Source organism: Paraburkholderia sp. SECH4, assembly GCF_030511745.1.
GTDB lineage: Bacteria > Pseudomonadota > Gammaproteobacteria > Burkholderiales > Burkholderiaceae > Paraburkholderia > Paraburkholderia madseniana.
In genome coordinates, this window is record NZ_JALOCP010000031.1 from 22,040 (window position 1) to 47,274 (window position 25,235).

At 60.4% G+C, this 25,235-nt stretch carries 23 protein-coding genes and 3 pseudogenes; 18 read left to right on the top strand and 8 right to left on the bottom strand.

Features of this window, described 5'->3' with window-relative positions; all coding sequences use genetic code 11:
* Positions 1-168: 168 nt before the first annotated feature.
* On the bottom strand, positions 169-1,431 hold the full coding sequence (locus M0D67_RS31280) for a DUF1972 domain-containing protein (protein WP_266240889.1): 1,263 nt from the start codon (positions 1,429-1,431) through the stop codon (positions 169-171).
* A 365-nt stretch (positions 1,432-1,796) separates the two neighbouring features.
* On the opposite strand from M0D67_RS31280, the gene rfbB reads away from it, so the two are divergent.
* The 9 genes from rfbB to M0D67_RS31325 all read left to right on the top strand — a co-directional run bounded on the left by rfbB (position 1,797) and on the right by M0D67_RS31325 (position 11,409).
* Positions 1,797-2,858, top strand: coding sequence for a dTDP-glucose 4,6-dehydratase (gene rfbB, locus M0D67_RS31285; RefSeq protein WP_266240890.1), 1,062 nt, complete (start codon positions 1,797-1,799; stop codon positions 2,856-2,858).
* 3 nt (positions 2,859-2,861) lie between these two features.
* Entirely contained in the window at positions 2,862-3,749 is an 888-nt protein-coding gene (rfbA, locus tag M0D67_RS31290; RefSeq protein WP_266240891.1) for a glucose-1-phosphate thymidylyltransferase RfbA, read from the top strand.
* Entirely contained in the window at positions 3,746-4,294 is a 549-nt protein-coding gene (gene rfbC, locus M0D67_RS31295; RefSeq protein WP_266240892.1) for a dTDP-4-dehydrorhamnose 3,5-epimerase, read from the top strand. The genes rfbA and rfbC overlap by 4 nt, the downstream gene beginning before the upstream one ends.
* 97 nt (positions 4,295-4,391) lie before the next feature.
* Positions 4,392-5,630, top strand: a complete 1,239-nt coding sequence (locus M0D67_RS31300; RefSeq protein WP_266240893.1) for a polysaccharide biosynthesis/export family protein — start codon at positions 4,392-4,394, stop codon at positions 5,628-5,630.
* Positions 5,631-5,667: 37 nt separating this feature from the next.
* On the top strand, positions 5,668-6,117 hold the full coding sequence (locus M0D67_RS31305) for a low molecular weight phosphotyrosine protein phosphatase (RefSeq protein WP_266240894.1): 450 nt from the start codon (positions 5,668-5,670) through the stop codon (positions 6,115-6,117).
* 14 nt (positions 6,118-6,131) lie between these two features.
* Complete coding sequence (locus M0D67_RS31310; protein WP_266240895.1) at positions 6,132-8,378, top strand: polysaccharide biosynthesis tyrosine autokinase; 2,247 nt, start codon at positions 6,132-6,134, stop codon at positions 8,376-8,378.
* 294 nt (positions 8,379-8,672) lie between these two features.
* Entirely contained in the window at positions 8,673-9,692 is a 1,020-nt protein-coding gene (locus M0D67_RS31315) for a GlxA family transcriptional regulator (RefSeq protein ID WP_266240896.1), read from the top strand.
* Between the two features lie 24 nt (positions 9,693-9,716).
* Positions 9,717-10,808: an undecaprenyl-phosphate glucose phosphotransferase gene (locus tag M0D67_RS31320; protein ID WP_266240897.1), complete on the top strand. Its 1,092-nt coding sequence runs from the start codon at positions 9,717-9,719 to the stop codon at positions 10,806-10,808.
* A 52-nt stretch (positions 10,809-10,860) separates the two neighbouring features.
* Positions 10,861-11,409, top strand: a complete 549-nt coding sequence (locus M0D67_RS31325) for a hypothetical protein (RefSeq protein ID WP_266240898.1) — start codon at positions 10,861-10,863, stop codon at positions 11,407-11,409.
* 26 nt (positions 11,410-11,435) lie between these two features.
* On the opposite strand, the gene M0D67_RS31330 is transcribed toward M0D67_RS31325, so the two are convergent.
* Positions 11,436-12,419 carry a GlxA family transcriptional regulator gene (locus M0D67_RS31330; protein WP_266240899.1) on the bottom strand — a complete coding sequence of 328 codons (984 nt, stop codon included), beginning with the start codon at positions 12,417-12,419 and terminating at the stop codon, positions 11,436-11,438.
* Between the two features lie 1,094 nt (positions 12,420-13,513).
* On the opposite strand from M0D67_RS31330, the gene M0D67_RS31335 reads away from it, so the two are divergent.
* Entirely contained in the window at positions 13,514-13,699 is a 186-nt protein-coding gene (locus M0D67_RS31335; RefSeq protein WP_171925603.1) for a hypothetical protein, read from the top strand.
* Positions 13,700-13,812: 113 nt separating this feature from the next.
* On the opposite strand, the gene M0D67_RS31340 is transcribed toward M0D67_RS31335, so the two are convergent.
* From M0D67_RS31340 to M0D67_RS31360, 5 genes are read right to left on the bottom strand one after another with little or no spacing between them, the layout of a single operon-like run.
* Entirely contained in the window at positions 13,813-14,010 is a 198-nt protein-coding gene (locus M0D67_RS31340) for a hypothetical protein (RefSeq protein WP_171925604.1), read from the bottom strand.
* 42 nt (positions 14,011-14,052) lie between these two features.
* A complete protein-coding gene (locus M0D67_RS31345) occupies positions 14,053-14,874 on the bottom strand; it encodes a LysR substrate-binding domain-containing protein (protein WP_266240939.1) in 822 nt (273 codons plus the stop codon).
* 24 nt (positions 14,875-14,898) lie between these two features.
* Entirely contained in the window at positions 14,899-16,314 is a 1,416-nt protein-coding gene (locus M0D67_RS31350) for an MFS transporter (RefSeq protein WP_266240900.1), read from the bottom strand.
* Between the two features lie 39 nt (positions 16,315-16,353).
* Positions 16,354-16,653 (bottom strand): porin, encoded by a 300-nt coding sequence (locus M0D67_RS31355; protein WP_266240901.1) that lies wholly within the window; start codon positions 16,651-16,653, stop codon positions 16,354-16,356.
* Positions 16,604-17,392, bottom strand: coding sequence for a porin (locus tag M0D67_RS31360; RefSeq protein WP_266240902.1), 789 nt, complete (start codon positions 17,390-17,392; stop codon positions 16,604-16,606). The genes M0D67_RS31355 and M0D67_RS31360 overlap by 50 nt, the downstream gene beginning before the upstream one ends.
* 196 nt (positions 17,393-17,588) lie before the next feature.
* Here M0D67_RS31360 and M0D67_RS31365 point away from each other — a divergent pair, with 196 nt between their 5' ends.
* The 5 genes from M0D67_RS31365 to M0D67_RS31385 all read left to right on the top strand — a co-directional run bounded on the left by M0D67_RS31365 (position 17,589) and on the right by M0D67_RS31385 (position 22,777).
* On the top strand, positions 17,589-18,443 hold the full coding sequence (locus M0D67_RS31365; RefSeq protein WP_266240903.1) for a fumarylacetoacetate hydrolase family protein: 855 nt from the start codon (positions 17,589-17,591) through the stop codon (positions 18,441-18,443).
* Positions 18,444-18,536: 93 nt separating this feature from the next.
* Complete coding sequence (locus M0D67_RS31370; RefSeq protein WP_266240904.1) at positions 18,537-20,207, top strand: bifunctional 3-(3-hydroxy-phenyl)propionate/3-hydroxycinnamic acid hydroxylase; 1,671 nt, start codon at positions 18,537-18,539, stop codon at positions 20,205-20,207.
* A gap of 9 nt (positions 20,208-20,216) precedes the next feature.
* Positions 20,217-21,059 (top strand): VOC family protein, encoded by an 843-nt coding sequence (locus M0D67_RS31375; protein ID WP_266240905.1) that lies wholly within the window; start codon positions 20,217-20,219, stop codon positions 21,057-21,059.
* Entirely contained in the window at positions 21,044-21,769 is a 726-nt protein-coding gene (locus tag M0D67_RS31380; RefSeq protein ID WP_266240906.1) for a class II aldolase/adducin family protein, read from the top strand. The genes M0D67_RS31375 and M0D67_RS31380 overlap by 16 nt, the downstream gene beginning before the upstream one ends.
* Before the next feature lie 240 nt (positions 21,770-22,009).
* A complete protein-coding gene (locus tag M0D67_RS31385) occupies positions 22,010-22,777 on the top strand; it encodes an IclR family transcriptional regulator (RefSeq protein WP_154563621.1) in 768 nt (255 codons plus the stop codon).
* Positions 22,778-22,792: 15 nt separating this feature from the next.
* Here the strand turns inward: M0D67_RS31385 and M0D67_RS31390 are convergent.
* Positions 22,793-23,044: pseudogene (locus M0D67_RS31390) on the bottom strand (hypothetical protein); the annotation flags it as partial.
* On the opposite strand from M0D67_RS31390, the pseudogene M0D67_RS31395 reads away from it, so the two are divergent.
* The 3 genes and pseudogenes from M0D67_RS31395 to M0D67_RS31405 form a co-directional block, all read left to right on the top strand.
* Positions 23,045-23,275 (top strand): annotated as a pseudogene (locus M0D67_RS31395) (FAD/NAD(P)-binding oxidoreductase); the annotation flags it as partial. It abuts the pseudogene before it with no gap.
* Positions 23,276-23,367: 92 nt separating this feature from the next.
* Positions 23,368-23,490 (top strand): annotated as a pseudogene (locus M0D67_RS31400) (Rid family hydrolase); the annotation flags it as partial.
* A 99-nt stretch (positions 23,491-23,589) separates the two neighbouring features.
* Positions 23,590-24,687: a branched-chain amino acid aminotransferase gene (locus M0D67_RS31405; protein ID WP_266240907.1), complete on the top strand. Its 1,098-nt coding sequence runs from the start codon at positions 23,590-23,592 to the stop codon at positions 24,685-24,687.
* Positions 24,688-25,235 lie beyond the last annotated feature (548 nt).

Below are 25,235 nucleotides of genomic sequence, written 5' to 3' on the forward strand. Positions count from 1 at the left end.
CATGTTGTGCCGGGCGGAATCAAACCTGCAGCAATGGGTCATGAACGCTGAGGAGGAACGCTCAGAAGCATGAAGGCGGGGCTAGTAACGGTAGTACGCCCGCCACCACGACTGGCGCGGCAGGGCGCGATGCTTTGTGCCAGATGCAAACGGACAATTTTTGGTCAGTCATTCCACCTTGCTCTCAAGCTGCTCCACACTCACCGCGGCCGCCACCGCCGGACCGGAACTGGACACTCGAGCAAGCGTGTCGAGCGCCGGCTTACGGTCGGGAACACGAGGAGCCGGGCGTGAAGCGAATACCGCGCTGCGTTTGCCGCCTCCTATATGACGATGCAGCAACGCTTCATACTGTGCGAGCACGCTGTCCCACCGAAATGAGCTTTGGAAGCGCTGCGCGCTCGACTCGCCCATGGCTTGCGCGGTTGCGGGATCGCCGAGCAGCGCCGAGATGTGCAGATCGCAATCTGACTCGGTGGCGAAGAAACGCGCCTCTGGCCCCGCCACCCATCGATTGAACACATTGTCGTGAGCGATCACCGCGCTGCCGGCGCCGAGCGCTTCGACGAGCGACGGGTTGGTGCCACCCACGCGATGACCATGCAGATAGAAATGCGCATGCCGTCGTAGAGCGCGCACCGCCGATTGATCGTAGATGGCGCCGGGAAAAACGACTTCGTCACTTGCCGCCTCAATCACTGCGCGGTGGTACGTGTGAGCCTCGGCATCGTATTTGCCCAGCACGACGAGCTTCGCGCCGCGCGGACGGCGAGAGAATGCGGTCACAATCTCCAGCACGGAGTTCTCCGGCTCCGGGCGTGCAATAACGAGGCCATAGAGCGTGTCCTCGAGCCCAAGCTCCTTGAGCGGTTCAAGGCTTGCTGCGCCGACCGGGTCCGCTCCGTACGGAATCGTCGTGATCTTTCGGCGATTGACGCGTGTTGCGAGGTGCAAAGCGATCGCAGGGTGATCGGCGATCAGGTGATTGCCCGTCCAGCAACCAATGCGCTCGTTGAGCCAGAGCCACACGCGCTCATGGAGCTTCCACTTCTGACGGCGCCACTCGAGCCCGTCCATGTTGATCAGATTCGTGATGCCGCGCCAGCGCAAATACGTGCAGAAGACGGCGGTGTTGTAGCCGAGCGTCAGTACGAGCGCGGGCTTGCGCGCAGCCGTGTCGCGTACCGACTTCCAGTCGAACTCCATCGTGCCTAAAGCACCGTCGCGTGTAACGGGAATGATGATTCGCTGTACGCCACGCCATGTGTCTTCGATCGTTTCGGTTTGACCGACCTCGCCCTGACAATACACCGTGACTTTCCAGTCGCGTTGCGTGAGATAAAGCGCAAGCCTTTCCGCAAACGTTTCGAAACCACCATGACGCGCCGGGATCCCCCGCGTGCCCAAAATGAAAAGTTCGCTGACTGGCATATCGCTCGATTCCGTCGTTGATTCGCGCACCGATGTTGCGCTGAACAAAAGCTACCCAGGCAATAGGGTAGGGCAAGGGGCGTGGAGAATTCGGCCACTGTCGTTATCGATTCCGCCAAAGTAACCTGCGCGTCCCCATTGCCGGCGGATTTCGCGTCGACGCGACGAACGTGTCCCGATGCGTTTCCTGACGATGTCGGAATGCGCCAACGAATTGGCCGAATCGGCTACATCGCCGCTCCTAACATAGCCATCCGCCAAGCGCGTTATTCGTGCAGTGCGTCACGACTGCGTGTGACTCAAGACCTGTGTCGGAATAGAACCACGTGGTCGCGACATTTCCAACAACCCAACGAGGGCTCAACATGATCCTTGTGACCGGCGGCGCCGGTTTCATCGGAGCGAACTTCGTCATCGACTGGTTGGCCTGCAATGGCGAGCCGGTCCTTAACGTTGACAAGCTCACCTACGCAGGTAACTACGGAACGCTGCGTGAGTTGCACGGCGATCCCCGGCACGCGTTTGTGCAAGTGGACATTGTTGATCGCGAAGCGCTGGACGCGCTCTTCAGGCAATACCAGCCGCGTGCCGTCGTGCATTTCGCAGCGGAGAGCCACGTAGACCGCTCGATCGATCTGCCACGCGACTTCATCAACACGAACGTGGTCGGCACGGCAACGCTGCTGGATGCCGCGCGTTTCTATTGGCACGCGTTGCCGCAGCCGGAGCAGAGCGCATTCCGGTTTCTGCACGTGTCCACCGATGAAGTGTACGGCTCCCTCGGTCCTGACGATCACGCGTTTGCCGAGACCACGCCCTATGCACCGAATAGCCCGTACGCGGCATCGAAGGCCTCGTCCGATCATCTGGTGCGCGCGTATCACCACACCTACGGTTTGCCGACGCTGACGACGAACTGTTCGAACAACTACGGCCCTTACCAGTTTCCCGAGAAGCTCATCCCGCTGATGATCCAGCGTGCGCTGTATGGTCAGCCGATGCCGGTGTACGGCGATGGGCGCAACGTGCGCGACTGGCTCTATGTCGGCGACCACTGCGATGCGATTCGCGCGGTACTGGCAAAAGGACGGCCTGGCGAGACATACAACATCGGCGGGTGCAACGAGCACACCAACGTGGATGTCGTCAACCGCATCTGCTCGCTGCTCGACGAGTGGCGTCCGCGCCGGAGCGGCAGCTATCGCGAGCAGATCGCCTACGTGGCCGACCGAAAAGGTCACGACCGCCGTTACGCGATCGACGCGAGCAAGATCGGCAACGAGCTCGGCTGGAAGCCGGGCCAGACGTTCGATAGCGGCCTTGCGAGGACCGTGCAATGGTACGTCGACAACGAAGCGTGGTCGAGCGCCATCCTCTCCGGCGAGTACCGCCGGGTACGCTTTTCCTACGAACTGGCAGGTACCTGAGCGATGAGATCGACACGGAAGGGCATCATTCTGGCGGGCGGGTCCGGCACCCGTCTCTATCCGATCACGCGCGTGATCTCCAAGCAACTCCTGCCGGTGTACGACAAGCCGATGATCTACTACGCGCTGTCGACGCTGATGATGGCCGGCATCGACGAGATCCTGCTTATCTCGACGCCCAATGACACACCGCGCTTCACGTCGATGCTGGGTGACGGGGGCCAGTGGGGCATGAATATCAGCTATGCGGTTCAGCCTTCGCCGGACGGTCTCGCACAGGCCTTCCTGCTCGGCCGCGACTTCATCGACAACAAGCCGTCAGCATTGATTCTCGGCGACAACATCTTCTATGGCGCGGATCTTGGTGCGCACCTGCGCGAAGCGGATGCTCGCACGGTGGGCGCGACGGTGTTCGGGTACCACGTGCATGATCCGCAGCGCTATGGCGTCGTGGAGTTCGACACCCGGGGCAAGGTCGTCTCGATTGAGGAAAAACCGGTCAAACCCCGCTCGAACTACGCAGTGACTGGGCTTTACTTCTACGACAAGGACGTGTGCGATATCGCCGCCGACATTGCACCATCGGTGCGCGGCGAGCTGGAGATCACCGACGTCAACCGTCGCTACCTCGAGCGCGACGACTTGCACCTGGAGACGCTCGGCCGCGGTTTCGCCTGGTTCGATACAGGCACGCATCAATCATTGATCGAAGCCGCAACCTTCATTTCAACCGTACAACAACGGCAAGCGCTACTCGTCTCGAGTCCGGAAGAGGTGGCGTTCCGACACGGCTGGATCAATGCGGAGCAACTCGACATTTTGGCCGAGCCGCTTCGCAAGACTGACTATGGCCGTTATCTGTCTTCACTTCTTCCCGCTGTTTTGCCATGACCATCACCGTAAAGCACACCGCCATTCACGATGTGAAGCTGATCGAGCCGAGAATCCACGGCGACGCGCGCGGCGCGTTTTTCGAGAGCTTCAACCAGAACGAGTTCGAAGAAAAGGTCGCACGCGGCTTCCAGTTCGTGCAGGACAACCACTCGGTATCGACGCGTCACGTGTTGCGTGGACTGCACTATCAGATCCATCGTCCGCAGGGCAAGCTGGTGCGGGTCGTGGCCGGCGAAGTGTTCGATGTCGCCGTCGATTTGCGCCGCTGGTCGCCCACTTTCGGCCGTTGGGTCGGCGCGCGTCTGTCGGCCGCGAACGGTCATCAGCTATGGATCCCGCCGGGTTTCGCGCACGGCTTCGTGGTGTTGTCCGACGTCGCCGAGTTTCTCTACAAGACAACCGACTACTGGTTTCCCGAGCACGAACGCACGCTGCTGTGGAACGACCCGGATGTCGGCATCGACTGGGGTATCGACGGCTTGCCTCTGATAGCGGCGAAAGACGCCGCGGGTGCCACTTTCAGTTCGGCGGAAATTTACTGAAGCACATCGATGCCAGGCGAGCGCGTGTCTGACATCGGGAGTAGTGACGCGCGCACCGCGCCGTGATGTAACGGCTCATGCAGTCAAGGATCGACAATTGATTAAAACCTCTTTTATTCACGGACCGTTCAAAGCTCGCCTGCCGCAACAGGCCACGGTCGCGCTCGGTTTGTCACTGGCATTGCTGACGACACTCAGCGGGTGCGCGTTTGCCCCCGGTTCCTATATGGGCGTGCCACCCTCTCAGGGCACGAGCGCGCAGACGGGCGGCGAGCCGCAGGTGACGGAACTGGTGCAGGACGGCATCACATTTCGCCTGCATCCGGTAAGCAGCGACCTGATCGCGCATCTGTCGTCGCGGCCGGGTGCCGCTGAACAGGCGTTGCCGCGCCTGCCTCTGAGCGTGCCTTCGGCCTACCGGGTGCGCAACGGCGATACGCTGCGCGTGATCGTATGGGATCGGCCGGAGCTGAATAACCCCGGTTTCTCTGCGTTGACCACATCGATCGTTTCGATTGGCGGCGCGGACAGCGCCGCCGTGCCTTCGGCCACCGCGGGCGGCAACCTGGACCCCGTGGGTCGCGTTGTGCAGCCCGATGGATCGATCTACTTTCCGTATGTCGGCAAGGTGAAGGTGGCCGGCCAGACTACGGACGCGATTCGTATCGACCTCACCAACCGCCTCAACAAGTTCGTGAAGGACCCGCAGCTCGACGTCACGATCTCGTCGTACCGCAGCCAGAAGGTTTACGTGTCTGGTGCGGTCAAGGCGCCCGGCTCGCTTGCCGTGACGGATACGCCGGAAACGGTGGCGGATGCTATTTCGGGCGCGGGTGGCTATAGCGCCGGCGCGGACCTGGCGGCGGCAACGCTCAATCGAGGCGGTCAAGTGTTCCCGCTCGATCTGTACGCGTTTTTCTATAACGGCGACCTCTCGCAGAATGTGCTGCTCAAGGACGGTGACGTTATCAACGTACCGGAGCGTCGTTTGAAGAAAGTGTTCGTACTCGGCGAGGTCGCGAAGCCCGTATCGCAGGTGATGCCGGTTGGCCCTCTCAGTCTGTCTGAAGCGATTGCCGATGCTGGCGGCCTCAATCCGCTGTCGGCGAATGCCTCGCAAGTCTACGTATTCCGCAAGGGGCCCGACCGCACAGTCGATGTGTTCCAACTCGATGCGGCCTCGCCAGGGATGCTGGTGCTGGCAGATCAGTTTCCGTTGCAACCCCGCGATGTGGTCTTTGTTGACGCGGCGCATGTCACCCGTTTCTATCGCGTGGTCTCGCAGGTCCTGCCATTCGCGAGTTCCTTCTACCTCGGGGCCCAGGCATTCAAGTAAGGCGCGCGATGACCTTGAACGACATACGGAGTCAACTTTGAATCTCCTGCTGATCTGCCATGCGAACGTGTGCCGCAGCCGTATCGCCGAATGCGTGTTTCGTCATGTCCTGTCCGACGCAGCGAACGTGTCCGTCCAGTCCGCAGGCCTGGAGGCGCTGAGCGGGGTGCCGATGCCCCCGATCTTGTACAACGTGCTCGTCGCGAAGGGCTATGCGATCCCGGCCGACTCATCTTCGATGCGCCTGACGATGCCGATGCTGCATTGGGCGGACCTCGTCCTCGTCATGGAGACGGGCCAACGCTACGAAGTACTCAGACGTTATCCGTTCGCGACCGGCAAGGTATGGACGCTGGGTCACTGGCTCGGCAGCGAAGTCCACGACCCGGTTGGCGGTGACCAGGCATTGTTCGAAGCATCGCTGGCGCTGATCGAGCGCAGTGCGGACAGTTGGCTGCCCGCACTCACCATGCAACCTGCCATATGAAGGCGACACTCAACATGAAGTCAGAATCGACGCTGCATAGCATGCCGATCCCTAACGGGGCGTCTGCCCGTGCCGAAGAAGATATTAGTCTTTTGACGCTCTGGCATAACGTTCAGAGCCATGCCCGTCTGTTTGCAGGCGTAGCCGTGAGCGTCGCGGCCCTGGCGCTCCTCTATGTGCTGGTCGCGGCGCCTGTGTACAAGGCCGACGCGCTGATCCAGGTCGACGAGCAGCAAGGCTCCGCGCTCGGCGCGTTGTCGGACGTGGCCAGTGCGCTTAGCCTCAACAAGCCGATCGACGGCGAGCTCGACATCGTCGCGTCACGCGCTGTACTCGAGCAGGCTATCAACGCCACTCAGGCGCGAACCGCGATATCCGTGGCGAACCGGATCCCCGTACTGGGGCGGCTCTATGGACGCTATGCCACGCCACCGGACGGTCTCGCCGATCCGCCGCTCGGACTCTCACAATTCGCCTGGGGCGGTGAGCGGCTGGAACTGACCGCCTTCGATGTGCCCAGAGCACTCTACGGTGAAAAATTCCGTCTGCACGTGCAGCCCGGCAATCGCTGGACACTCGACGATCGCGATGGCGTGACGGTGGCGTCGGGCGGCGTTGGTCAGCGCGTGGACTTCACGGTGCAAACCGACTATGGCCCCGGCAAAGGCTCAATCCAGGTGCGTACGCTGCGCGGACGTCCAGGCACATCGTTCAAGCTGGTCGAAGCGTCGCTCCAGGATACGATCGACGCGATCAGCAAGCGCCTGAAAGTGGAGGAAACGACGAAGGATTCGTCGATGATCGCGCTGTCCTTCAAAAATACGGACCCGGAACTGGCCGCCCGCTTTACCAACGAGGTCGCCCGTGCCTATGTGGCCCTGAACATTCACCATCGCGCCGAACAGTCGCGCCTGAGCCTGCAATTCCTCAGTCGCAAGCTGCCCGCGTTCCGTCAGGAGCTCGAGCAATCCGAAGACCGCTTGAACGCATATCGCATTCGCACGAAAACGATCGATGTGGAGGCGCAAACCGAGGCGCTGCTCACGCGTGCCGTGGACCTGACGAAACAGAAGACGCTGGTCGACCTGAATCTACAGGCGACGCGTGAGCAGTTCCGTGCCGGGCATCCTGCCGTGCAGACGCTGCAGGCCCAGGACGCGGCGCTCGACGAGGCACTGCACGGGATCGACAAGGAAGTGCAGGCGCTGCCTTCGACACAGCAGGACTACCTGCGCCTTGCACGAGATGTGGCGGTGGACACTCAGCTTTATACGGCGCTGGTAGCCAATGCGCAGCAGCTCGAGGTCGCCGAGGCAGGAACGACGGGTAACGTATCCATCATCGATTTCGCGGTGCCGCCGGAATTGGTCGACTGGCCGAAGGCCCCGATCGTAATCGCTGGTGGTGTATTTGGAGGATTGCTGATCGCGTTCGTTGTGGTGCAGGCTTTGGCCGCGATGAAAGATGCATTGAGTGATCCGCTCGAGGTGGAGCGCGTGGCGCAGGTGCCGATTTTCGCGGTCGTACCGTCCAGCCCGGCCGAGTTGGAGATCGTGAGAGATAGCAATAAGAGTGGCAAGCGGGTGATGGCGCTGCTCGCCGGCAAGGATACGTCCGACCCTAGCGTGGAAGCCTTACGCTCGTTGAGAACCACGCTCAAATTTGCTCTGCTCGGCAAGGAGGGCGGTTCGATCCTGTTCACGGGTCCGACGCAGGGTGTCGGCAAGACCTTCGTCGCCGCAAACTTCGCCTATCTGCTCGCGATGAAAGGGCTGCGTGTGCTTATGATCGACGCCGACATGCGGCGCTCGGGGCTCAAGCGGTATTTCTCGCTGGCACCGGCGCATCTTGGGCTTGCGAATGTCCTTGCTGGCGACGCGACATTCGATAAGGCGATCGTCAAGACCGGCTTCGACGGGCTCGATCTCCTGCCAGCCGGAGGGGTGTTACCGCCGAATCCAGGTGAGTTGCTGGAGCGGCCGGCGTTCGCAGCGTTGCTCAAAGACGCCGAGACCCACTACGACTATGTGATTGTCGACTCGCCCCCCGTTCTGCCGGTCAGTGACGCCGTCACGGTCGCGCAGGTCTGTAGCGCCGTCTTTGTGGTCTCGCGCGCTGATCTGACGAGCCGACATCAACTGATTGAAACCATGAATCGCTTCAATCAACTGGGCATCAAGGTCGCGGGGCAGGTGTTCAACGGCTTCCACGCGACGCGCTACGACTACGGCTATGGCTACCGGTACGGTCGTCAAAGCTGAGTGAAGATGCGGTCGTGACAGCGCGTGGGACCAGACGGGGGGTTTTCTTCAAGGCACCCCGTGCTTTGAAGGTGAGGGCGAAGCGCGCGACTCATGGCTCGAGTAGCGTTCAGAGAAGTTCCGGTAAATCACGAAATCTGCAAACCAAATCATGCTCAATATCCATTCAATATATGTCGGATACCTAATTTAATTGCGATGTCCCGGAACGGTCAAGATGTGGCTTGATTCGGCCAGCCCAGTCGTTTCGAGCGATGTGTTTCGTAACATGGGTCTGTTTGAAAGACGGCGTCGTTGTCGAACATCGCGGTGTTTGCGCAGCGAGATCGGCACAGCGGATATGACCGACGCACCTTACACAGCAATGGCACAGTGAAAACAATAGGCATCGCATTATTCGATGGCTTTGCGCTCCCTGAGATCGCTTGCATCATGGAAGCGTTCCAGTGCGCGAATGAAATCACCAGGTCTGGTCAGAGCGGTTCGGCGGGCTTTAACGTTTGTCTGCTTTCGACAATCGGCGGCCGCATCGCCAGTTCGTCATCGGTCTTCGTCTGGACGGAAAGCATCGAGGCACGACGACATCCGGACCGCTTCCATGCGCTCTTTGTCGCAGGTGGTGCGGATGTCAATCATGCATTGCGTGACGAAGAACTGCTGGCGTGGTTGCACCGCACGTGCCCCGTGGCCGAAAACGTCTTTCCGGTCGGTGAGGGACGGCTGCTGCTTGAAGCTGCGGGCTACCGGTGCTATTTCGTCACTGAGTCGGTAGGCGAAAGAACGACTTACCGTGCCGCGGGAGAGCGCAACGCGCGGGAAATGGTGCGTGGCAGCGTGCCAAGTCCGCTGCGCTCGGCCCTGGCGCTGATCCAGGACGAGTTGGGGCCGCATGCGGCTCGGCGGATCACCGACGTCGTGTCGCCTCCCGCTCCGACCCAGTTCACCGATATTGTTCGCCGGAATGCGACGCACAGTGTTAGCGAAAAAATCCAGGCCTCGGCCCGTTGGCTCGAGGAGAACGGGCATCGTCAGGTGGGGATTGATGAAGCTGCGCAGGTTGCTGCAATGAGCGAGCGCAATTTTCTGCGGCGCTTCAAGGCCGAGCTTGGCGTGACGCCCTCCGACTATCTGCTCTACGTCCGGCTCGACATGTCGTGCCGGTTGCTGGCTGAAACAACGTTGCCGGTCGACAAGATCGCGCGGCGCTGCGGCATCGGTAGCGGCGGTCGGCTTGCGAAGCTGTTCCGCAAGCATCTAGGCAAGACCCCGACTGACTATCGCGCCAATCATCGGCAGGTCTTTCGGTCCAATTAAGCCAATGTTTTTGGGGGCTCACTCATGTTCGCCGCTATGCTCAACCTGACCTACCTCGTGCTCGCCGTCATCGGCGCGTCGCTGGTGGCCAAGGCCGCGCTCAGTCAAGTGGCCAGGTTCGGTGGCCGTACGCCGCGCGATAGCTCGCCGGTAGCGATCGCAGTTGGCCCCGCATCTGCGGCGCTGCTGGAGCGCGTCCTCGCCTGCACGTCCGGTCCGTTTTCACCAGAACTCGTGTTCGACGAGCACGCGCAGGAAGCGGGCAACGTTGCGGGCCTGCCGCTTGTCAACTCGCTTGAAGCACTGGGCGCCCTCGTGCGCCTGCGCGGAATCAGGGAGCTGTGGCTTCTCGGCTATCCGATGCGTCAGCCGTCGATCGAGCACTACGTTCGCGAATTCCGGCACGACTTCGTCAATATCCGGTTGATACCGGACTTGCGCGACTTTGCACTCGCGAAGCCGGCTTTCGTCAGCGTGCACGGTTTGCCGGCAATTAACCTCGTGGCCTCGCCGCTGACGCCGGGCGTCGAGTGGCCGAAGCGCCTTTTCGATTGTCTGTTCGCAGCGTTCGTGCTGTTGTCGATCTCGCCGCTGCTCGTGATGATTGCAATTGCCGTACGTCTCTCGTCGGCGGGACCGATTCTGTTCCGACAGATGCGCAAAGGCGTCGACGGCCGCGAGTTTGCGATCTACAAGTTCCGCACGATGCGCCAGCATGTCGAGGAGGCAGGCCGATTGACCCAGGCCCGGCGCGGCGACGCGCGCATTACCCGAGTCGGTGCATTCCTGCGCAAGACGAGCCTCGACGAGTTGCCGCAGTTCGTCAACGTGCTCAAAGGACAGATGTCGGTGGTCGGCCCTCGGCCACATGCCGTTGAACACGACGAATTGTACAAGGACCTCGTTGACGACTATATGTACCGATATCGCATCAAGCCAGGAATCACGGGTTGGGCGCAGATCAACGGATTGCGTGGCGAAACCGACCGCGTCGAGAAGATGGCGGCGCGCGTCATGTTCGACCTCTACTACATTCAGAACTGGAGTTTCTGGCTGGATATCAAGATCATTGGGATGACGCTCCTCAAAGGCTTCGCCGGCAAGGCCGCGTATTGAGCCTGCTTTTACACAAACCGTTTGCCGTTTCCATTTCGATTTCCAGGCTCATATGACATCTTTCGCGAAGCATTTCGCCCGCGCCCTGATTATCTCCGCATGGCTTGCAGCGCCCGGTATTCCAGTCGCGCAGGCGCAGGCGCAGGCGCTGGGCGACTCCGGCCTGCGATCGGCATTGACGTCCTCGCTTCTGCAAACGACGCAGCAAAAGCATCGTCGGCGAACATCGAACGATCCGTACATGGCACTCATTGCACAGAGCGATCCGGACCGGCGTTTGCGTGAGCTCACGTCGAACGCCGACCCGCTGTCGCCGACAGCGCAGATCACACCTTCCCGGACTATGTTGGCCGGTGCGGGCGGCGTAGGTGCGCTGGACAGTGCGATGTCGATGCAGGGCAGTGCGTTGATGAGTAATGCGTTGTTGAGTCAGCCTGGAATGAGAAAAGCGGGCAGGCGGACCCTCCTGCCTTCGATGGTGGCGGGAATGGGCGCGGTTTCGCTGTCACCCGCATCGATGCTGAACATGTCCGGCGCCGCCTGTTCGATGTCGCTACCAGGGACGGCGACCATGCTCCCCGGATCGAGCTCGTGCCGTTGATCCGGTACACCTGTGCCTGAGGCCTTCTACGGTGCCACCTGGTTGCGCATCCGATAGTCCGTCGGCGTCGTTGCCAGATATTTCCTGAATAACTTCGACAACTGCCCGCCACTGCCGATACCGCAGCGGCGCGCGATCTTGTCGACTGGCAGACGCGATTCAACGAGCATCCGGCAACTCATGTTCAAACGTGCGCGAAGCAGATAATCGGAGGGCGTCATGCCGATCTCGCTCTTGAAGCGGCGAAGGAAGTTGCGCTCGCTCATCGCCGCGACCTGCGCTGCATCGTCGATTGAGATGGGGCGATCGACGTTCGCTTCCAACCAGCGTGCCGACGCCAGGATCTTCTCGCTGATCTGGGGCGTCACGCCAAGCGTGACCGACGAGCTGAAAGGCGTCTTGGGTTGCGGCGCGATCGACTCGGCAACCTGCTGTGCCAGATCGGCCCCGAGATCCTCTTCGACGATGCGCAGCGCTGTCGATACGGCGCCCGGCGCCTCTGTCAGCGACCGCGCAGGATACAGGCCGTGCGCTTCTTTATCTTCATAGAGAAGCGAGCAGTAGCGACTAGGCAGCCCGGCCGCCTGGAGCAGCAGTTGACCTTCCGCGATCGGATGCACGATCTCGCTGAACGGATGCCTGCGGCGCAGCCAGTTGCTCAACCGCTCGTCGCGGCATGCCTGCTGCACGCCCGCACCGCCGGCAATGAACAACAGGTGCGTCTCGTTCGTTCCTCGATGCGACTGGACGTCGTCGGTCCAGACAAATACCGATGACGAACTGGCGATGCGCCCACCTGCGGCGGAAAGCAACGACACGTCGTAGCGTGCACGGCCAGATCGCTGCGCGGCGATGAGCGAGTTAGCCTTCTGGAATATCTCAATGATTGCTGCGACCGTAGGCAATGCGAATCCATTGAACAGCGCGATGTCGACGCGAGTCACAGCGTTCGTTTGCATCGGCACGGCACTTTGCCGCGAGCTGCGCGACAGAGTATGTACCAAGTCCATTTATTTTTCCCCGGAATGTGTGGTCTGCAAAGTCTTCTCTCCTAGACTCTGTAATTTTTCTTATTGGAGCATGCTATAGATTTGATTCTGTTGTCAGTATTTCATGGCCGAATTAGCCAACACATTGGCTGTTGAGGACACTGAGTGGCGAGTTGGCGAACAGCCTTGCGTAGTTTCTGATTCTACCGCTTGAAACAGAGATAAGAATTGGAAATGCATATCGCAACAAAACTGGGACGGAATGTATAGCGGAATATTATCCATTTATATGCGATTAAGCATAATTGTTGTGCCAATACCGGTGCCCAATACTGGTGAATTGATAAATGCAAGAGAAATATTTTGTAGCGAATACATTTAAGGATTGTATTGACCCAGTCTGGCGTATCCGCTATGCCGCCTCGCGCGCTTCCCCAAGGGGCAGCCGTTGACGCCGGGAACGCGGGTGGCTCAGGTCATTCGTGACGCGGTGTTTGACAGCCTGGTCTTCTCGGACAGAAGTTTTCCGATAACCGCCGCAAAGTGGTGCAGCAATCTGGACGCGGTAAAATTACGCTTGGCCGCTCGTGATATGCGCTTGCAGGCGAGTGCCCACGTGTATCGTTACCCGACTGGGCCGTAATCCGGCGGGCTTGTCTATGTTTCAGGGCACTGCAACGACATATGTCACGGAATACGGCCGTCTGCACATTAATCCAATGCGGCACCGCGCGCCGACTCGACTTTTCCGTTACGGCGGAATCCGGCGATTCCAATTGGGGGCTGGCATCGTTTGGGCCGCAGGCTTCAAACGTGTCGATCGCCTTTCGAATTAATCCGTGCTCTGACGCTGCGCCAGCCGCCGAATGGCGGCTTTTTTGGCGTGCGCGGTCTGCTATCGTTCGACAGGTGTTCGTTTACGATTCGCCCGTATTTTCAAGGAGGGCGTTGCCTGCCTCCTTGCGCACGGGGATCGCTTGTATCACGTGAAGCGCTATGTTTAGCTGGTTCACTGCACAAGCATCGTTGCAGGCGGGGTCGAGGGGGATAAAAATTTTTAGCAAACGATTGCGGATAAGGCTAAATAAGCTTTGCGCGCGACCGTTAACGGGTTCATGCATAAACAAGACATTCAGACAATTGTCTCCGCAGCTCGCGAAACGGCCGATTCTATCGTCGGTGCGCGCGAGTGGAAGACGGCCGAAGATGCGAGCGCAATGCGCGATGTGATCTTCTGGGACATGCTTGCTAAGCGATTGCCTAACACGAATATCGCCGATCTGCTGTCAATGTTCGAATAGATGGCGTCGTCGACACGGCTCAGGCGAGGCATCTCCACAGCTCGCGGCACAATCGGCCGCGTGGCGCACGATTGGGGGCGTTCCGAGGTCCGGCGTCTGAAGCTTTACGACAACTACTGGTCACCAAGACCCACCAGGGAAAAGATCTTGACGACTGATCCTGGTTTCGGTTGACGCTCGCCCTGTTGCTGAATGAAGACTTGCATCGCGCGCGTCATCTCCTGGCCTGAAAGCTTGCGATAGGCGCAAATGTTGTACGTGACGCCGTGCTGCCGGTCTTTGATGAAATTGTCTACGTTCGGTAGCTGCATGCTTCCCTCGACAACGTCGTGCGATTCTCCCGCAGGAACTGATCATCCTTCGTCTATGGCCGTGGACGGCAATCTCATACCGCCTGGTATAGAAGAGGTCCACGAAAAAGAACCTGCCGCCCGAGGGAGCGGCAGGCTAAAAGTTCGAGGGGTGGGGTTCGCTTGAGAGAAGCGCCCCCTCGAAAGACCGAAGCTGAGTTTAGTCGTTCGAAGCAGACGGTGGAGGTACGCGGCGGATGGTGTCATGCTCTTGACGGAACAGGACATGAAAAAGGGCTCTTCCTCGTCCTTTACTCCGCCAGCGAATGATCGACACTGATGTCTATGGCACGACGCCTGCCCGGTACGAAATTCACTATTGCGGCAACCGCGGTGGCAACGAGTCCTAGCGTACACACGCCATACCATCCATGCGCCGCCCACACGAGCGTTGCCAGCCGGGTCAGTAGCGCTCCGCCCGTAAAAAAGCCCGAGGATCCAGGCGGAGATCGCCGGCCCGACCTTGACCGCAACCATGTCACGCTCGACGAGGTCGCCAAAGCGGATGCCGGCATCGAAGCCGCGCCCGACAATGTCGACGAGCGAGTTCTCGACGCTGATGTCGATGCGGATCTCCGGGTAGCGATCGAGAAAACGCCGCAAAACAGGCTGCATGACGATCATGTGCCCGGCACGCGCGACGTTGATGCGTAGCAAGCCGGCAGGAAGTTCAGCAATGGCGCCTAACTCGTCCGAAGCCTGCACGAGCTCCCGTACTGCCGGCATTATTCGCTCGAAGAAAATCTCGCCTGTCTCTGTCAGGCTAACGCCTCGGGTATTGCGGTTGAACAGCGCAAGCCCGACACGGCGCTCAAGATTCCGGATCGTCCCGCTGCTACCGGCACCGCGTTATCTTTGCTCCCCGGCCGGAATTCGCGTGCGTTGCTGGAGCAGCGCGCCGCTCAGCAATGCGAGTGCGGCGATGGCGCCCGGCACGAGTCCGGACAGAAAGATCTGCCTGGCATTCCAGTGCTGCGCGAGCATCAGGGTGCCGGCGACCGGACCGAGGATCGATCCGATACGGCCGACGCTCAGTGCACACCCGACGCCCGTCGCCCTCATCGAGACAGGATAGATTTCCGCCGCGAGCGAATTGAGGCCCGCCTGTGCGCCCTGTACGGCACAGCCTGCCCCCAGCGTGCAGGCCAGAATGAGCGCGCTGTCGAGGGGCAGCAGCACCAGCATCGCAACAAATGCCATGTAAAGGATGAATTCTGTAAAGAGCACCGGTGTCACGCCGAACCGGTTCATCAATTTGCCCTGAGCGATCGATCCGATGATGCCGCCGACGCTGAATGCCGTAATTGCCTCGATCCCGATCGACACATTCTGCCCGTTCAAAACAAGCACGGCGGGAAGCCAACTGATCGAGAAATACAGAACCATCAGGTTGAGGAAATAGGGGATCCACAACAGGATTGTGGTGGGCGCGCGGCCGTCCGTGAACAATTGCCGGATCGTTGCGCCACCTGGACCGCGGACGGTGTCGACAAAGGCGACGGCGTTCGAGTCAAGATCCGGAGCGATCCGTCGCATGATTGCATTGACGCGCAGGTTCGCATCGCCGCGACAGATGAGGTAGCGCACCGACTCGGGCATCCATGCCGCCAGCGCCGCTGCGATGATCAGCGGCAGGCCTCCGCCCACATAGAACACGGCATGCCACCCGAAGTGGGGCAACAATGCCGCACTGACCAGCCCGCCTAACACCGCGCCGGCCGGCATGCCGCAAAAGAGCAGTGTCACGGAGATTCTTGCGAGGCGGCGGGGCGAGAACTCGGAAGCGATGGCGACGATGTTCGGCATGGCACCGCCCAGGCCGACACCGGTCAGGAACCGGACGACCAGCAGTTGTGGCAGTGTCGTCGCGTAAGCGGTGAGGAGTGCAAATGCGCCGAACGAAAGTGTGGACGCGATCAGAATCTTTTTCCGGCCGTAACGGTCGGCGAGCGTGCCGCATACGACCGCGCCCATCATCAGGCCGACGAGTCCCGCTGTGAATACCGGTCCGAACCGGTGCAACGGAATGTGCAGGTCGGCGGAGATGGCGGGAGCAAGGAAGCCGATGGTCTGCGTGTCGAACCCGTCCAGTACTGCGACCAGCATGCATAAGGCCACGGTAAAGCGTTGCAGGGCCGACATGGGGCGCGCGTCGATGACGTCGCCCACGAGCGCTTCGCGCCTGCCGCCGCTCGCGAGTGGCCGGTCTGATTGTCCAGATTTGCCGCGGCCGGCGGCATCCAGTGTGACGTGAGCGATACGCATGACATTTCCTCGCATTTAATCCGTGATGGATTGACCAACCTAGAACGTGTGGCGGATACCTGCCTGGAAGCCGAGCTCGCTGCCACCGGCAAGCGGCACATTGCGCGTGATGGGCCCGGCTCCGCCAAGGGAAAACACACCGCCGTTGCTGTTGCTGACGTAGGCGAGCGTGCTGAACAGGAGCGTGCGCTTCGATAGCGCATAGGTTCCGATTGCGCTTGCCTGCCATGCCCGTGGGGCGTTTGCGCCGCTGACATCAATCCATCCCCAACCGGCGCCCACTGCCAAGTCAGGCGTGATGCGCCAGTCGCCTGAGAGCGAGTAGATGCTGGCATACACGCCGCGTACGTTGGCCCCCCCCCCCCCCCCCCCCCCCCCCCCCCCCCCCCCCCCCCCCCCCCCCCCCCTGGCCGTAGTCGTAGTTCGCGGCAGCGAAGGTTGATTTGACCGAGAACGACGCGTTCTGGCTTTTCTGTTCCGCGTAGTTCAGACCGAAATACCAGGGGCCGCGCGAATAATCGATCATCGCGACATAGACGTTGTTGCCGGTGTGCGGCGACGCCTGTCCGCCAAGCGACACGAGTCCCTGCACCTTGAATCCATAGAAACTCGGGGAGATATAGCTGAGCGAGTTGTCGTAGCGGATGCCGAGGCTTGACGAGTTGTTGATGATCGAACCGTAGGTTGCCCCGTAGAAAGCATCGAGTCGCGCCAGCATGATGTACTGCGGTGAGTTTTGCCGACCCGCGCGCACTTCGCCGAACGGGCCGGAAAGACCCACCCAGGCTTGCCGGCTGAATGCGCGTGTGGGATCGGCAACCGAACCCTGCGAAAGCGAGAAGCCATTCTCGAGCACCGCGTTGACGTGGTAGCCCGCACCAATATCTTCCACGATCCGCAGGCCCAGACGACTTTGCTGATACCCGGCGCTGTCAATACTGACTGCCGTTCCCTTACCGGTGGCATGGGTCACGCCAAGATACGAATCGACGATGCCGTATAGCGTGACCGAGCTTTGCGCGTACGCGGTTGTGGCGCTTGTGCATAAGAGTGCGGCCGCCAGCCATGCTGCTCTCATCTATCTGTCTCCTTCATGTTGTTGTGTCATCCGGTCGTTTGCCGGTGTGTTGGCATCCGCGCAATGGCGTGAATATTGACCCTATACCGATACAAACATAACTATCGTTAACACTTAATTATCGAAATACGATAAATCTGTTGACGTGAATTCCAGTTGCGTTATGATTCACACATCGATTCCGGAGGGACATGAGATGAAGCTGGTGAGTTTCGAGTATCGGGGTGCCACGTCGTTCGGCGTGGTGGATGGCGATAGCCTGGTGGATCTGGCGCCCATCGCCGGCGAAGTTGGCGGGACGTTGAGGGCGGCGCTGGCGAAAGGGAGTCTGCCGGCAATCGCGCAATGGGTCGCCGGCGCGACGGAGCGCATCGCGCTGACCGACGTGAGGCTGTTACCCGTTGTGCCGGACCCGGAGAAGATTCTGTGCGTCGGCATCAACTACCTGTCGCACGTGAAGGAGACGGGGCGGGAGATTCCCACGTTTCCGATGATCTTCTCTCGTTGGGCTGATTCGCAGACCGCACACGGCGGCCCGATTGTTCGGCCCAGTGCGTCTGAAAAACTGGACTTTGAAGGCGAATTGGCAATCGTGATCGGCAAGACCGCGCGTCACGTGCGTCGGGAGGATGCCGCGCAATACGTCGCCGGATATTCCTGCTACAACGACGGCAGCGTGCGGGACTGGCAGAAGCATACGATCCAGTTCATTCCGGGCAAGAATTTTCCGTCAACCGGCGGATTTGGACCGTGGCTGGTCACGCCCGATGAGGTCGGCGATCCGTCGAAACTGACGTTGGTCACGCGCCTGAACGGCGTAGCGGTCCAGGAAGCGAAAACCGACGACCTGATCTTCGACGTGGGTCAATTGATCGAATACTGCTCCACGTTCACCGAACTGCGCCCGGGTGACGTGATCATCACCGGAACCACAGGCGGCGTCGGTGCCTTCCGCTCACCTCCCTTGTGGATGAAGGCTGGCGATGTGGTTGAGGTCGAGATCTTCCGCATCGGCACGCTGCGCAATGTGGTGGTCGACGAGGCCCGCTAGGAATAAATGTCCAGGAGGCGCCCGCCTTACGGTGGGCGGCTGGTGCGCGTCCCTGGTGGCGTCGCCGGTAGCTGATGCTGATGGAGTCAGGAATTGAAGATTATTCATGCCGACGTACTCGTAGTCGGAGGTGGTCCGACCGGGCTGGCGCTCTCGAATGTGCTCGGGAGCGCAGGCGTGCAGTTCACGCTCGTGGACCGCAAGCCATCCACAATCGCAGAGCCGCGTGCTGTATCGATCGACGACGAGTCGCTGCGAACCATGCAGGCAATCGGGCTTGCGGAGCCCGTGATGAAAGACGTCGTTCCTGGTTACGGCGTTCATTACTTTACGCGTTACGGTGGGCGGTGCTTTGGCAAAGTGATTCCGACTGCCAGCGAATATGGCTTCCCGCGCCGGAACGCGTTCCGACAGCCTCTGTTCGAAGCAACGGTGCGCGAGGGGTTGAACCGGTTCGAATGCGGCCAGGTGCTGTTCGGTCATACGCTCGAGTCCTTCACGCAGGACGACGAGGGGGTGGTCGCCCAGGTCACGGCTCACGACGGCGCGCAGATGGAAATTCGCGCACAGTACCTCATTGCCTGCGATGGCGGCCGCAGTCCGGTGCGCGAAATGCTCGGTATCAAGATGGTCGGCTCGACGTTCAAGTCGCGATGGCTTGTCATCGATACGGAGGACGACGACGATACGTTCTCGCAGATGCGGGTCTACTGCGACGCGAAGCGGGCTGTCGTCGACGTGCCGGGACCACACCGCACGCGGCGGTTCGAGATTCTGGTTCATCCCGATGAGTCCGCCGACGCGATCATGGAACCCGCAGCGATCCGGAAACTGCTCATGCCGTTCCGGGGCGACCGGGAGACGAACATCATTCGCAAGGTGGTCTATACGTTCCACGCGCGGGTTGCTGAACGCTGGCAGGAGGGGAGGGTATTTCTCGCCGGTGACGCCGCTCACCTGACTCCGCCCTATGCCGGGCAGGGGATGAACAGCGGCGTGCGAGACGCGTTCAACCTCGGCTGGAAGATCGCCGCTGTGCTGGAGGGGCGCTTGCCTGCCCAGGTGCTCAACACCTACGAGATGGAGCGCCGCGAGCATGCATGGGCGTTGATCCGCCTTGCGCTCAATCTTGGCACGGTGATGGCGCCGTCATCGCGTCTGAGCGCGTTCCTCTGGCAGTCGTTCTTTACCTTCGCCGGTTATATCCCGCCGCTGCGCGACTATTTCCTGCAGATGAAGTTCAAGCCCAAGCCGCGCTTCAAGGAGGGGTTGCTGGGACCGGAGGACGATCTCGGCAAACAGAGTTATCGCGGGCGCATGCTGCCGCAACCCCTGGTTCGGACCGCCGATGGCAGGACATGCCTGCTTGATGATCTGGCTGGTCAGGAGTTCGCACTCATCCAGTATGGTCCGGCTAATGGCAGCGGGCTGGCTGCGCTCGATCATCCGCTGTGGAGAACGTTACGTTGTACAAGGGTGCATGTCTTGCCTGCCGGCTCGCCCTTTCCGACGCTTCGAAGTGGCGCCTCGCACAGATTTGTTGTTGACGTTAATGGCGTGTTTGAAACGCCGCTCGCACACCACGAAGGACGTGTGCTGCTGTTACGCCCTGATCGCTATGTTGCCGGGTCGTTCAAGGTGGAGGAGCAGTCACGGTTCGCCGCTGTCTATGCAGCACGACTCGGTATCGATCGCTTTGACGAGCGTGTGGCGGATGTCGTAACGGTGGCTGAGTCCGCTGCTGCTGCGTCATCGCATGTCTGAGGGAATATCATGGTAACTACGCTTCAGCAGGCCACGCCTGCACGACTGCATCATCTGCATATCGTGTCGGATGATCCGCAACAGCTCGCTGCTTTCTATCGCGCCCGGCTTGGCCTTGAGGATGTCGAGTCGCTGGACGACCGGATCGTGTTAACGGGGCCGTCGCGCGCGGTGGAAATCAGCGATTCCCGCAGCGGGCGTTTGCCTCATTCGGGTTTCGTGCTCAACTCCACGCAGGAACTCGACAGACTGCGTCAACGATTGACCATGAGCGACGTTCAATGCTTGCCTACCGATAGCGTGCTGTATCAGTCCGGGGCGTTCATGGTTCGTGATCCCCAGGGCCGGCTGGTTTCTTTTGGGCTGGCGGCTGACGGGCCGCAGCGAAATGGTATGCCGGGGCGCCTGCAACATACCGTATTCCAGACGACGGAACTGGAACGTGTGATTGCCTTCTATACGGAAGTCATCGGCTTTGCGATCTCGGACGAGGTGGTCGACGACAGCGGCAAACCGATGGTGGTCTTCATGCGTTCTGACGACGAACACCACACGCTCGCGTTCTTTCAGGGCAGCCAGAATGTCTGGGATCATCACTGTTACGAGACGAGCGAATGGAATGACATACGCGATTGGGGCGACCTGTTCGCGAAGGCGGAAGTGCCGATTTTCTTCGGGCCGGGCCGCCATGGACCGGGCAACAACCTCTTCTTCATGGTCACGGACCCGGATGGCAACCGGTTGGAATTCTCGGCGGAACTGGCACACGTCAGTATTGACGATGCGCCGGGCGTCTGGCCGCATGGCGAACGTACGCTGAATTCGTGGGGACGCGCATGGATTCGAACCTAGAACAGGTCATTGCCGAGCTGGTCGTTGCGAATCATATTCTGTTCGACGAGCATGTTGTCGACGCGTTTGGGCACGTCAGCGTACGGCATCCCGGCAAGCCGGGGCATTTCCTGCTTTCGCGCTCCATGGCGCCATCGCGGGTACGTGCCGAGGACATCATCGAGCATGACGAAAATGGTGAACCGGTCGATGCGAATGGACGAGGCGTGTATCTGGAACGGTTCATCCATGCCGAAATCTATCGGGCACGGCCCGACGTCGTTTCGGTGGTGCATAGTCACTCGGCATCCGTCATTCCGTTCGGTATATCCCGGGTGAGCCTGAAGCCTGTATTTCACATGGCCTCGTTCCTGCATGGCGCTACGCGCTTCGAGATCCGTGAGGGTTTCGGCGATGAAACCGACCTGTTGATCCGCGATGCGGAGAAAGGCCGCTATCTGGCCCAGGCGCTTGGTGGCGCCTGTGTGTCTCTGCTTCGCGGTCACGGTTCGGTCGTGGTCGGTTGCAACCTGCGCGAGGCCGTGTATCGGGCTGTCTACACAGAGGTCAACGCGCGGATCCAGGCTCAGGCGATTGCGCTCGGTACGGAAGTCGACTATCTGAGCGCTGCGGAATCCGGTGCTGCTACCCGGGCCAACGCGACCCAGACCAGCCGCTGCTGGGACCTGTGGGCCGAGCAGGCGGCGGCGCGGCGCAAGACGGAAATCTGACGCAAGTTCAGACGACTCGAGACGCTGACATCGCGGCTGCCGTGATTGTCCGGTCAAGATGCATTCTTCAATACGGCCGCATCGGCCGCAATCCAGCCGTCCGCACGGACGGCGACTTCCCGCCTTGGCCCCACGCCGATCAAATCTTTGATCGGCGTGGGGCGCGGTGTTTACATGGATTGCACAAAATTATCTAAAGGTGAGAAAATTTAACCATTTTCCTGCCAATAAATACTTGCCATGGCCGCATCTGACCGTTCTCTTTCCGTCCTGAAACTCTTCACGGTCGAGCATCCGGAATGGACCGCGGAAGACGTTGCCGCAGCTTTGGACGTTGGAATTGCCACGGCCTATCGTTATCTGTCTGCGCTCGACGAAGCAGGGTTGATCGCCACGACCCGCCCTGGTCGCTACGGCTTGGGGCCGGCGATCACGCAGCTCGACCGGCAGTTGCAGTTGACCGACCCGCTGCTGATCGCCGCGCGCCCGGTCATGAATGATCTGTCTGCCTACGCGCCGCCCGGCTCGGTCGTGCTGCTGTGCCGTGCAGTCGGTGAAAGCGTCCTGTGCATTCACCGCGTGCATGCGCCGGGCAGTTCGCCGGCAGTCAGCTACGAACGGGGACGGCCTATGCCGCTGTTCTATGGCGCGACTTCGAAGATGCTGCTCGCGTATCTGCCGCCGAGGCGTGTGAAGGCGCTCTTTGAGAAGCACACCAAAGCGATCGCGAAGGCGGGGTTGGGCAAGACACTTCCCGCCTTCCGGTCTGTGCTGGGCGAATGGCGCAAAGCCGGTAGTGTCGTGACACGAGGAGAGGTCGATACCGGTTTGGTCGGGATCGCGGCGGCCATTCTGTCGGCAGACAGGACGGGCGTCGGAAGCATCAGCTATGTCGTGACCGGGCAGACAGACGAGAAAACGATTGCTCGCCTCGCCGCACTGGTCTCGACCGGTGCGCGGGAGATCGAGATGGAGTTGCGCGACGAAACGGCTGCCGTTCCGTCCTGATTCGCTGCTCCGGTTTCAGGTCTGCCTGCGAGCAGATTGATCCGGCCGGGCATCGACGCTCGCCTCGCGATTTCCACGCGCCGAAATCTTCCCCGCCTGGATACCCATCGCGCCAATGGCCACAGCGGCCAGCGCGGCCGGTACCGCGAGGCTATTGAAGATGAGCTGGAAGTCCCAGCCCATCGTCAACAGAATGCCGCCGATGGACGCACCGACGATACCGCCGATACGGCCGATTCCGAGCATCCAGCTTACACCCGTCGCGCGGCAGGACGAGTGCGCGAAATGGCACGCCTCGGCTGCACCGGGCCGAACCAGACCAAGTTCTTCAGCCGGTGCGGTATGGGACCCTGCCAAGGTCGTCTGTGTGGGATTACCGTCACGCAAATATTGGCCGAATCACGGCACGAGACGCCGCAGCAAATTGGAGCGTATCGCGCGCGTGCGCCAGCCAAACAATCGCTCTGCACTCGCTTGGCGGATTGCATATTGGTTTAGGCGAAGCAAATACTGATAAGGATGCCTCGGAATGACGACTCAAATTGAACGCATTGACGTAACCACGCGCATGAGCAAGATCGTTCGTCACGCTGAATGAGGTGTGGGAATCATGGCTTCCCGCCGGAGATGCCCCCGCGCGTACGACTGTGCAGGCACATCTTGCTTCTGAGGAACTGCTGGTAGAAATCACCATTGTGGCCGCTGTCGTATAGGCTGGAAGATGTAGAAGACCGGATACGTGGCCAATGGCACCAATGCCGTTTACGATGGCAGAATTCAGGACACGCATTTTTTTTGGGAGGTACTGAGACATGAGCACTGAGAATCAACTGCGGTTTGTCATTGAGCCGCACGCCAACTCTACCCCCGCTGACCAGATTGCCGCCAAGCTAGTCAACCCGGTGTTCGGGCGCGTCTTCTCCGATCACATGGTCACGATCCGCTGGACCGAGGGTACGGGCTGGCATGACGCCAAGGTCGAAGCCCGCCGTCCGTTCGAGATCGACCCAGCCTGCGCGGTGCTGCACTATGCGCAGGAGATTTTCGAAGGCATGAAGGCGTATCACGGCGAGGACGGCAAGATATTGCTATTCCGGCCGCAAGCCAACGCCAGGCGTTTCCGTGAATCGGCCGAACGCATGTCGATGCCGCAACTGCCTGAAACCGCGTTCGTTGAAGCGGTCGAAAAGCTGGTTGATATCGACCGCGCATGGATTCCGGCCGCCGAAGGTGCCAGCCTTTACATCCGCCCGTTCATGTTCGCTTCGGAGAGTTTTTTGGGCGTACGCGCTGCGCACGAGTACATCTTCTGCGTGATCGCCTGTGCGGTTGGTCCCTACTTCAAGCCCGGCAAGTCGGCCGTCACCGTTTGGGTGTCGGACAAATACACGCGCGCCGCTTCGGGCGGTACCGGTGTCGCGAAATGCGGCGGCAACTACGCTGCCAGCCTGATTGCGCAGACCGAAGCGTCCAGCAAGGGCTGCGACCAGGTCGTGTTCCTCGACGCCGCGCAACACAAGTGGATCGAGGAACTGGGCGGCATGAACGTGTTCTTCGTGCTGGACGATGGTTCGCTGCGCACCCCGCCCCTGTCGGGCACGATCCTGCCGGGCATCACGCGCGCCTCGATCATCGAATTGGCCAAGCGTGAAGGTATCGCTGTCGACCAGTCGCCGTACTCGTTCGAAGCATGGCAAGCGGACGTCGCCAGCGGCCGCGTTAAGGAAACATTTGCCTGTGGCACCGCGGCGGTCGTCACGGCGATCGGCGAGGTCCGTCATGCCGGCGGCGAGTTCAGGATCGGCGACGGTGGCGAAGGCCCCGTCACGCAACAGATTCGCACCAGGCTCACCGGCATACAGCGTGGTAGGATCGCCGATCCGTTCGGCTGGGTCCATCACGTCGCTTGAGCGATTTGGCCGAATAATATGGACTGAGTAATTTGTCTGATGCGCGCCGCAGGGAGATAGCGACACCTACCAGGAACCGGCGGCGCGATCATTGACGTCAGAGTCAGTGCGTTATCCAGGCCCCGCAATTCGTGATTGTCCGCCGTTTCGGCTCACCAATTACGGTGCTCGTGCGGACCTCTACGGATGCTTCAACATAGACCTGCGTCAGTTGACTCTCGCGAAGCGGTAGCGGATGCACTGACGACTTTCATTTGCTTTTGCCAAGGCAACAGCCCCCGCGGTAGGCCTGATGGGTGCGGCGCTTGGGTGCGTCTGAGCGCACGTGAGATGACGGACGCCAGTCCCTGATTCCCGCGGACGAAATCGGCGCCGTACCCTGCATGAACGTGACCTGTGCCGATCGCCGCAGCAGGTTCGGCGAGTCCTGTTCCTGGCCAACCACGCCTACACCATCGCTTTGGGCGCTCCGCCGGCGGCAGCGCGATATATTATGGTATTCCATAATATTGAAACGCTTGATCTGAGCGCTCTGGTGGAATACCGTA

Excerpts from the sequence above, each read along its gene's own strand:
- M0D67_RS31350 (WP_266240900.1), bottom strand. The coding sequence starts at position 16,314 with ATGCGTATCGCTCACGTCACACTGGATGCCGCCGGCCGCGGCAAATCT.
- M0D67_RS31340 (WP_171925604.1), bottom strand. The coding sequence starts at position 14,010 with ATGCAGCTACCGAACGTAGACAATTTCATCAAAGACCGGCAGCACGGC.
- M0D67_RS31325 (WP_266240898.1), top strand. The coding sequence starts at position 10,861 with ATGACATCTTTCGCGAAGCATTTCGCCCGCGCCCTGATTATCTCCGCA.
- M0D67_RS31320 (WP_266240897.1), top strand. The coding sequence starts at position 9,717 with ATGTTCGCCGCTATGCTCAACCTGACCTACCTCGTGCTCGCCGTCATC.
- M0D67_RS31360 (WP_266240902.1), bottom strand. The coding sequence starts at position 17,392 with ATGAGAGCAGCATGGCTGGCGGCCGCACTCTTATGCACAAGCGCCACA.
- M0D67_RS31375 (WP_266240905.1), top strand. The coding sequence starts at position 20,217 with ATGGTAACTACGCTTCAGCAGGCCACGCCTGCACGACTGCATCATCTG.
- rfbC (WP_266240892.1), top strand. The coding sequence starts at position 3,746 with ATGACCATCACCGTAAAGCACACCGCCATTCACGATGTGAAGCTGATC.
- M0D67_RS31335 (WP_171925603.1), top strand. The coding sequence starts at position 13,514 with ATGCATAAACAAGACATTCAGACAATTGTCTCCGCAGCTCGCGAAACG.
- M0D67_RS31365 (WP_266240903.1), top strand. The coding sequence starts at position 17,589 with ATGAAGCTGGTGAGTTTCGAGTATCGGGGTGCCACGTCGTTCGGCGTG.
- M0D67_RS31280 (WP_266240889.1), bottom strand. The coding sequence starts at position 1,431 with ATGCCAGTCAGCGAACTTTTCATTTTGGGCACGCGGGGGATCCCGGCG.
- M0D67_RS31310 (WP_266240895.1), top strand. The coding sequence starts at position 6,132 with ATGAAGTCAGAATCGACGCTGCATAGCATGCCGATCCCTAACGGGGCG.
- rfbA (WP_266240891.1), top strand. The coding sequence starts at position 2,862 with ATGAGATCGACACGGAAGGGCATCATTCTGGCGGGCGGGTCCGGCACC.
- M0D67_RS31330 (WP_266240899.1), bottom strand. The coding sequence starts at position 12,419 with ATGGACTTGGTACATACTCTGTCGCGCAGCTCGCGGCAAAGTGCCGTG.
- M0D67_RS31380 (WP_266240906.1), top strand. The coding sequence starts at position 21,044 with ATGGATTCGAACCTAGAACAGGTCATTGCCGAGCTGGTCGTTGCGAAT.
- rfbB (WP_266240890.1), top strand. The coding sequence starts at position 1,797 with ATGATCCTTGTGACCGGCGGCGCCGGTTTCATCGGAGCGAACTTCGTC.
- M0D67_RS31385 (WP_154563621.1), top strand. The coding sequence starts at position 22,010 with ATGGCCGCATCTGACCGTTCTCTTTCCGTCCTGAAACTCTTCACGGTC.
- M0D67_RS31405 (WP_266240907.1), top strand. The coding sequence starts at position 23,590 with ATGAGCACTGAGAATCAACTGCGGTTTGTCATTGAGCCGCACGCCAAC.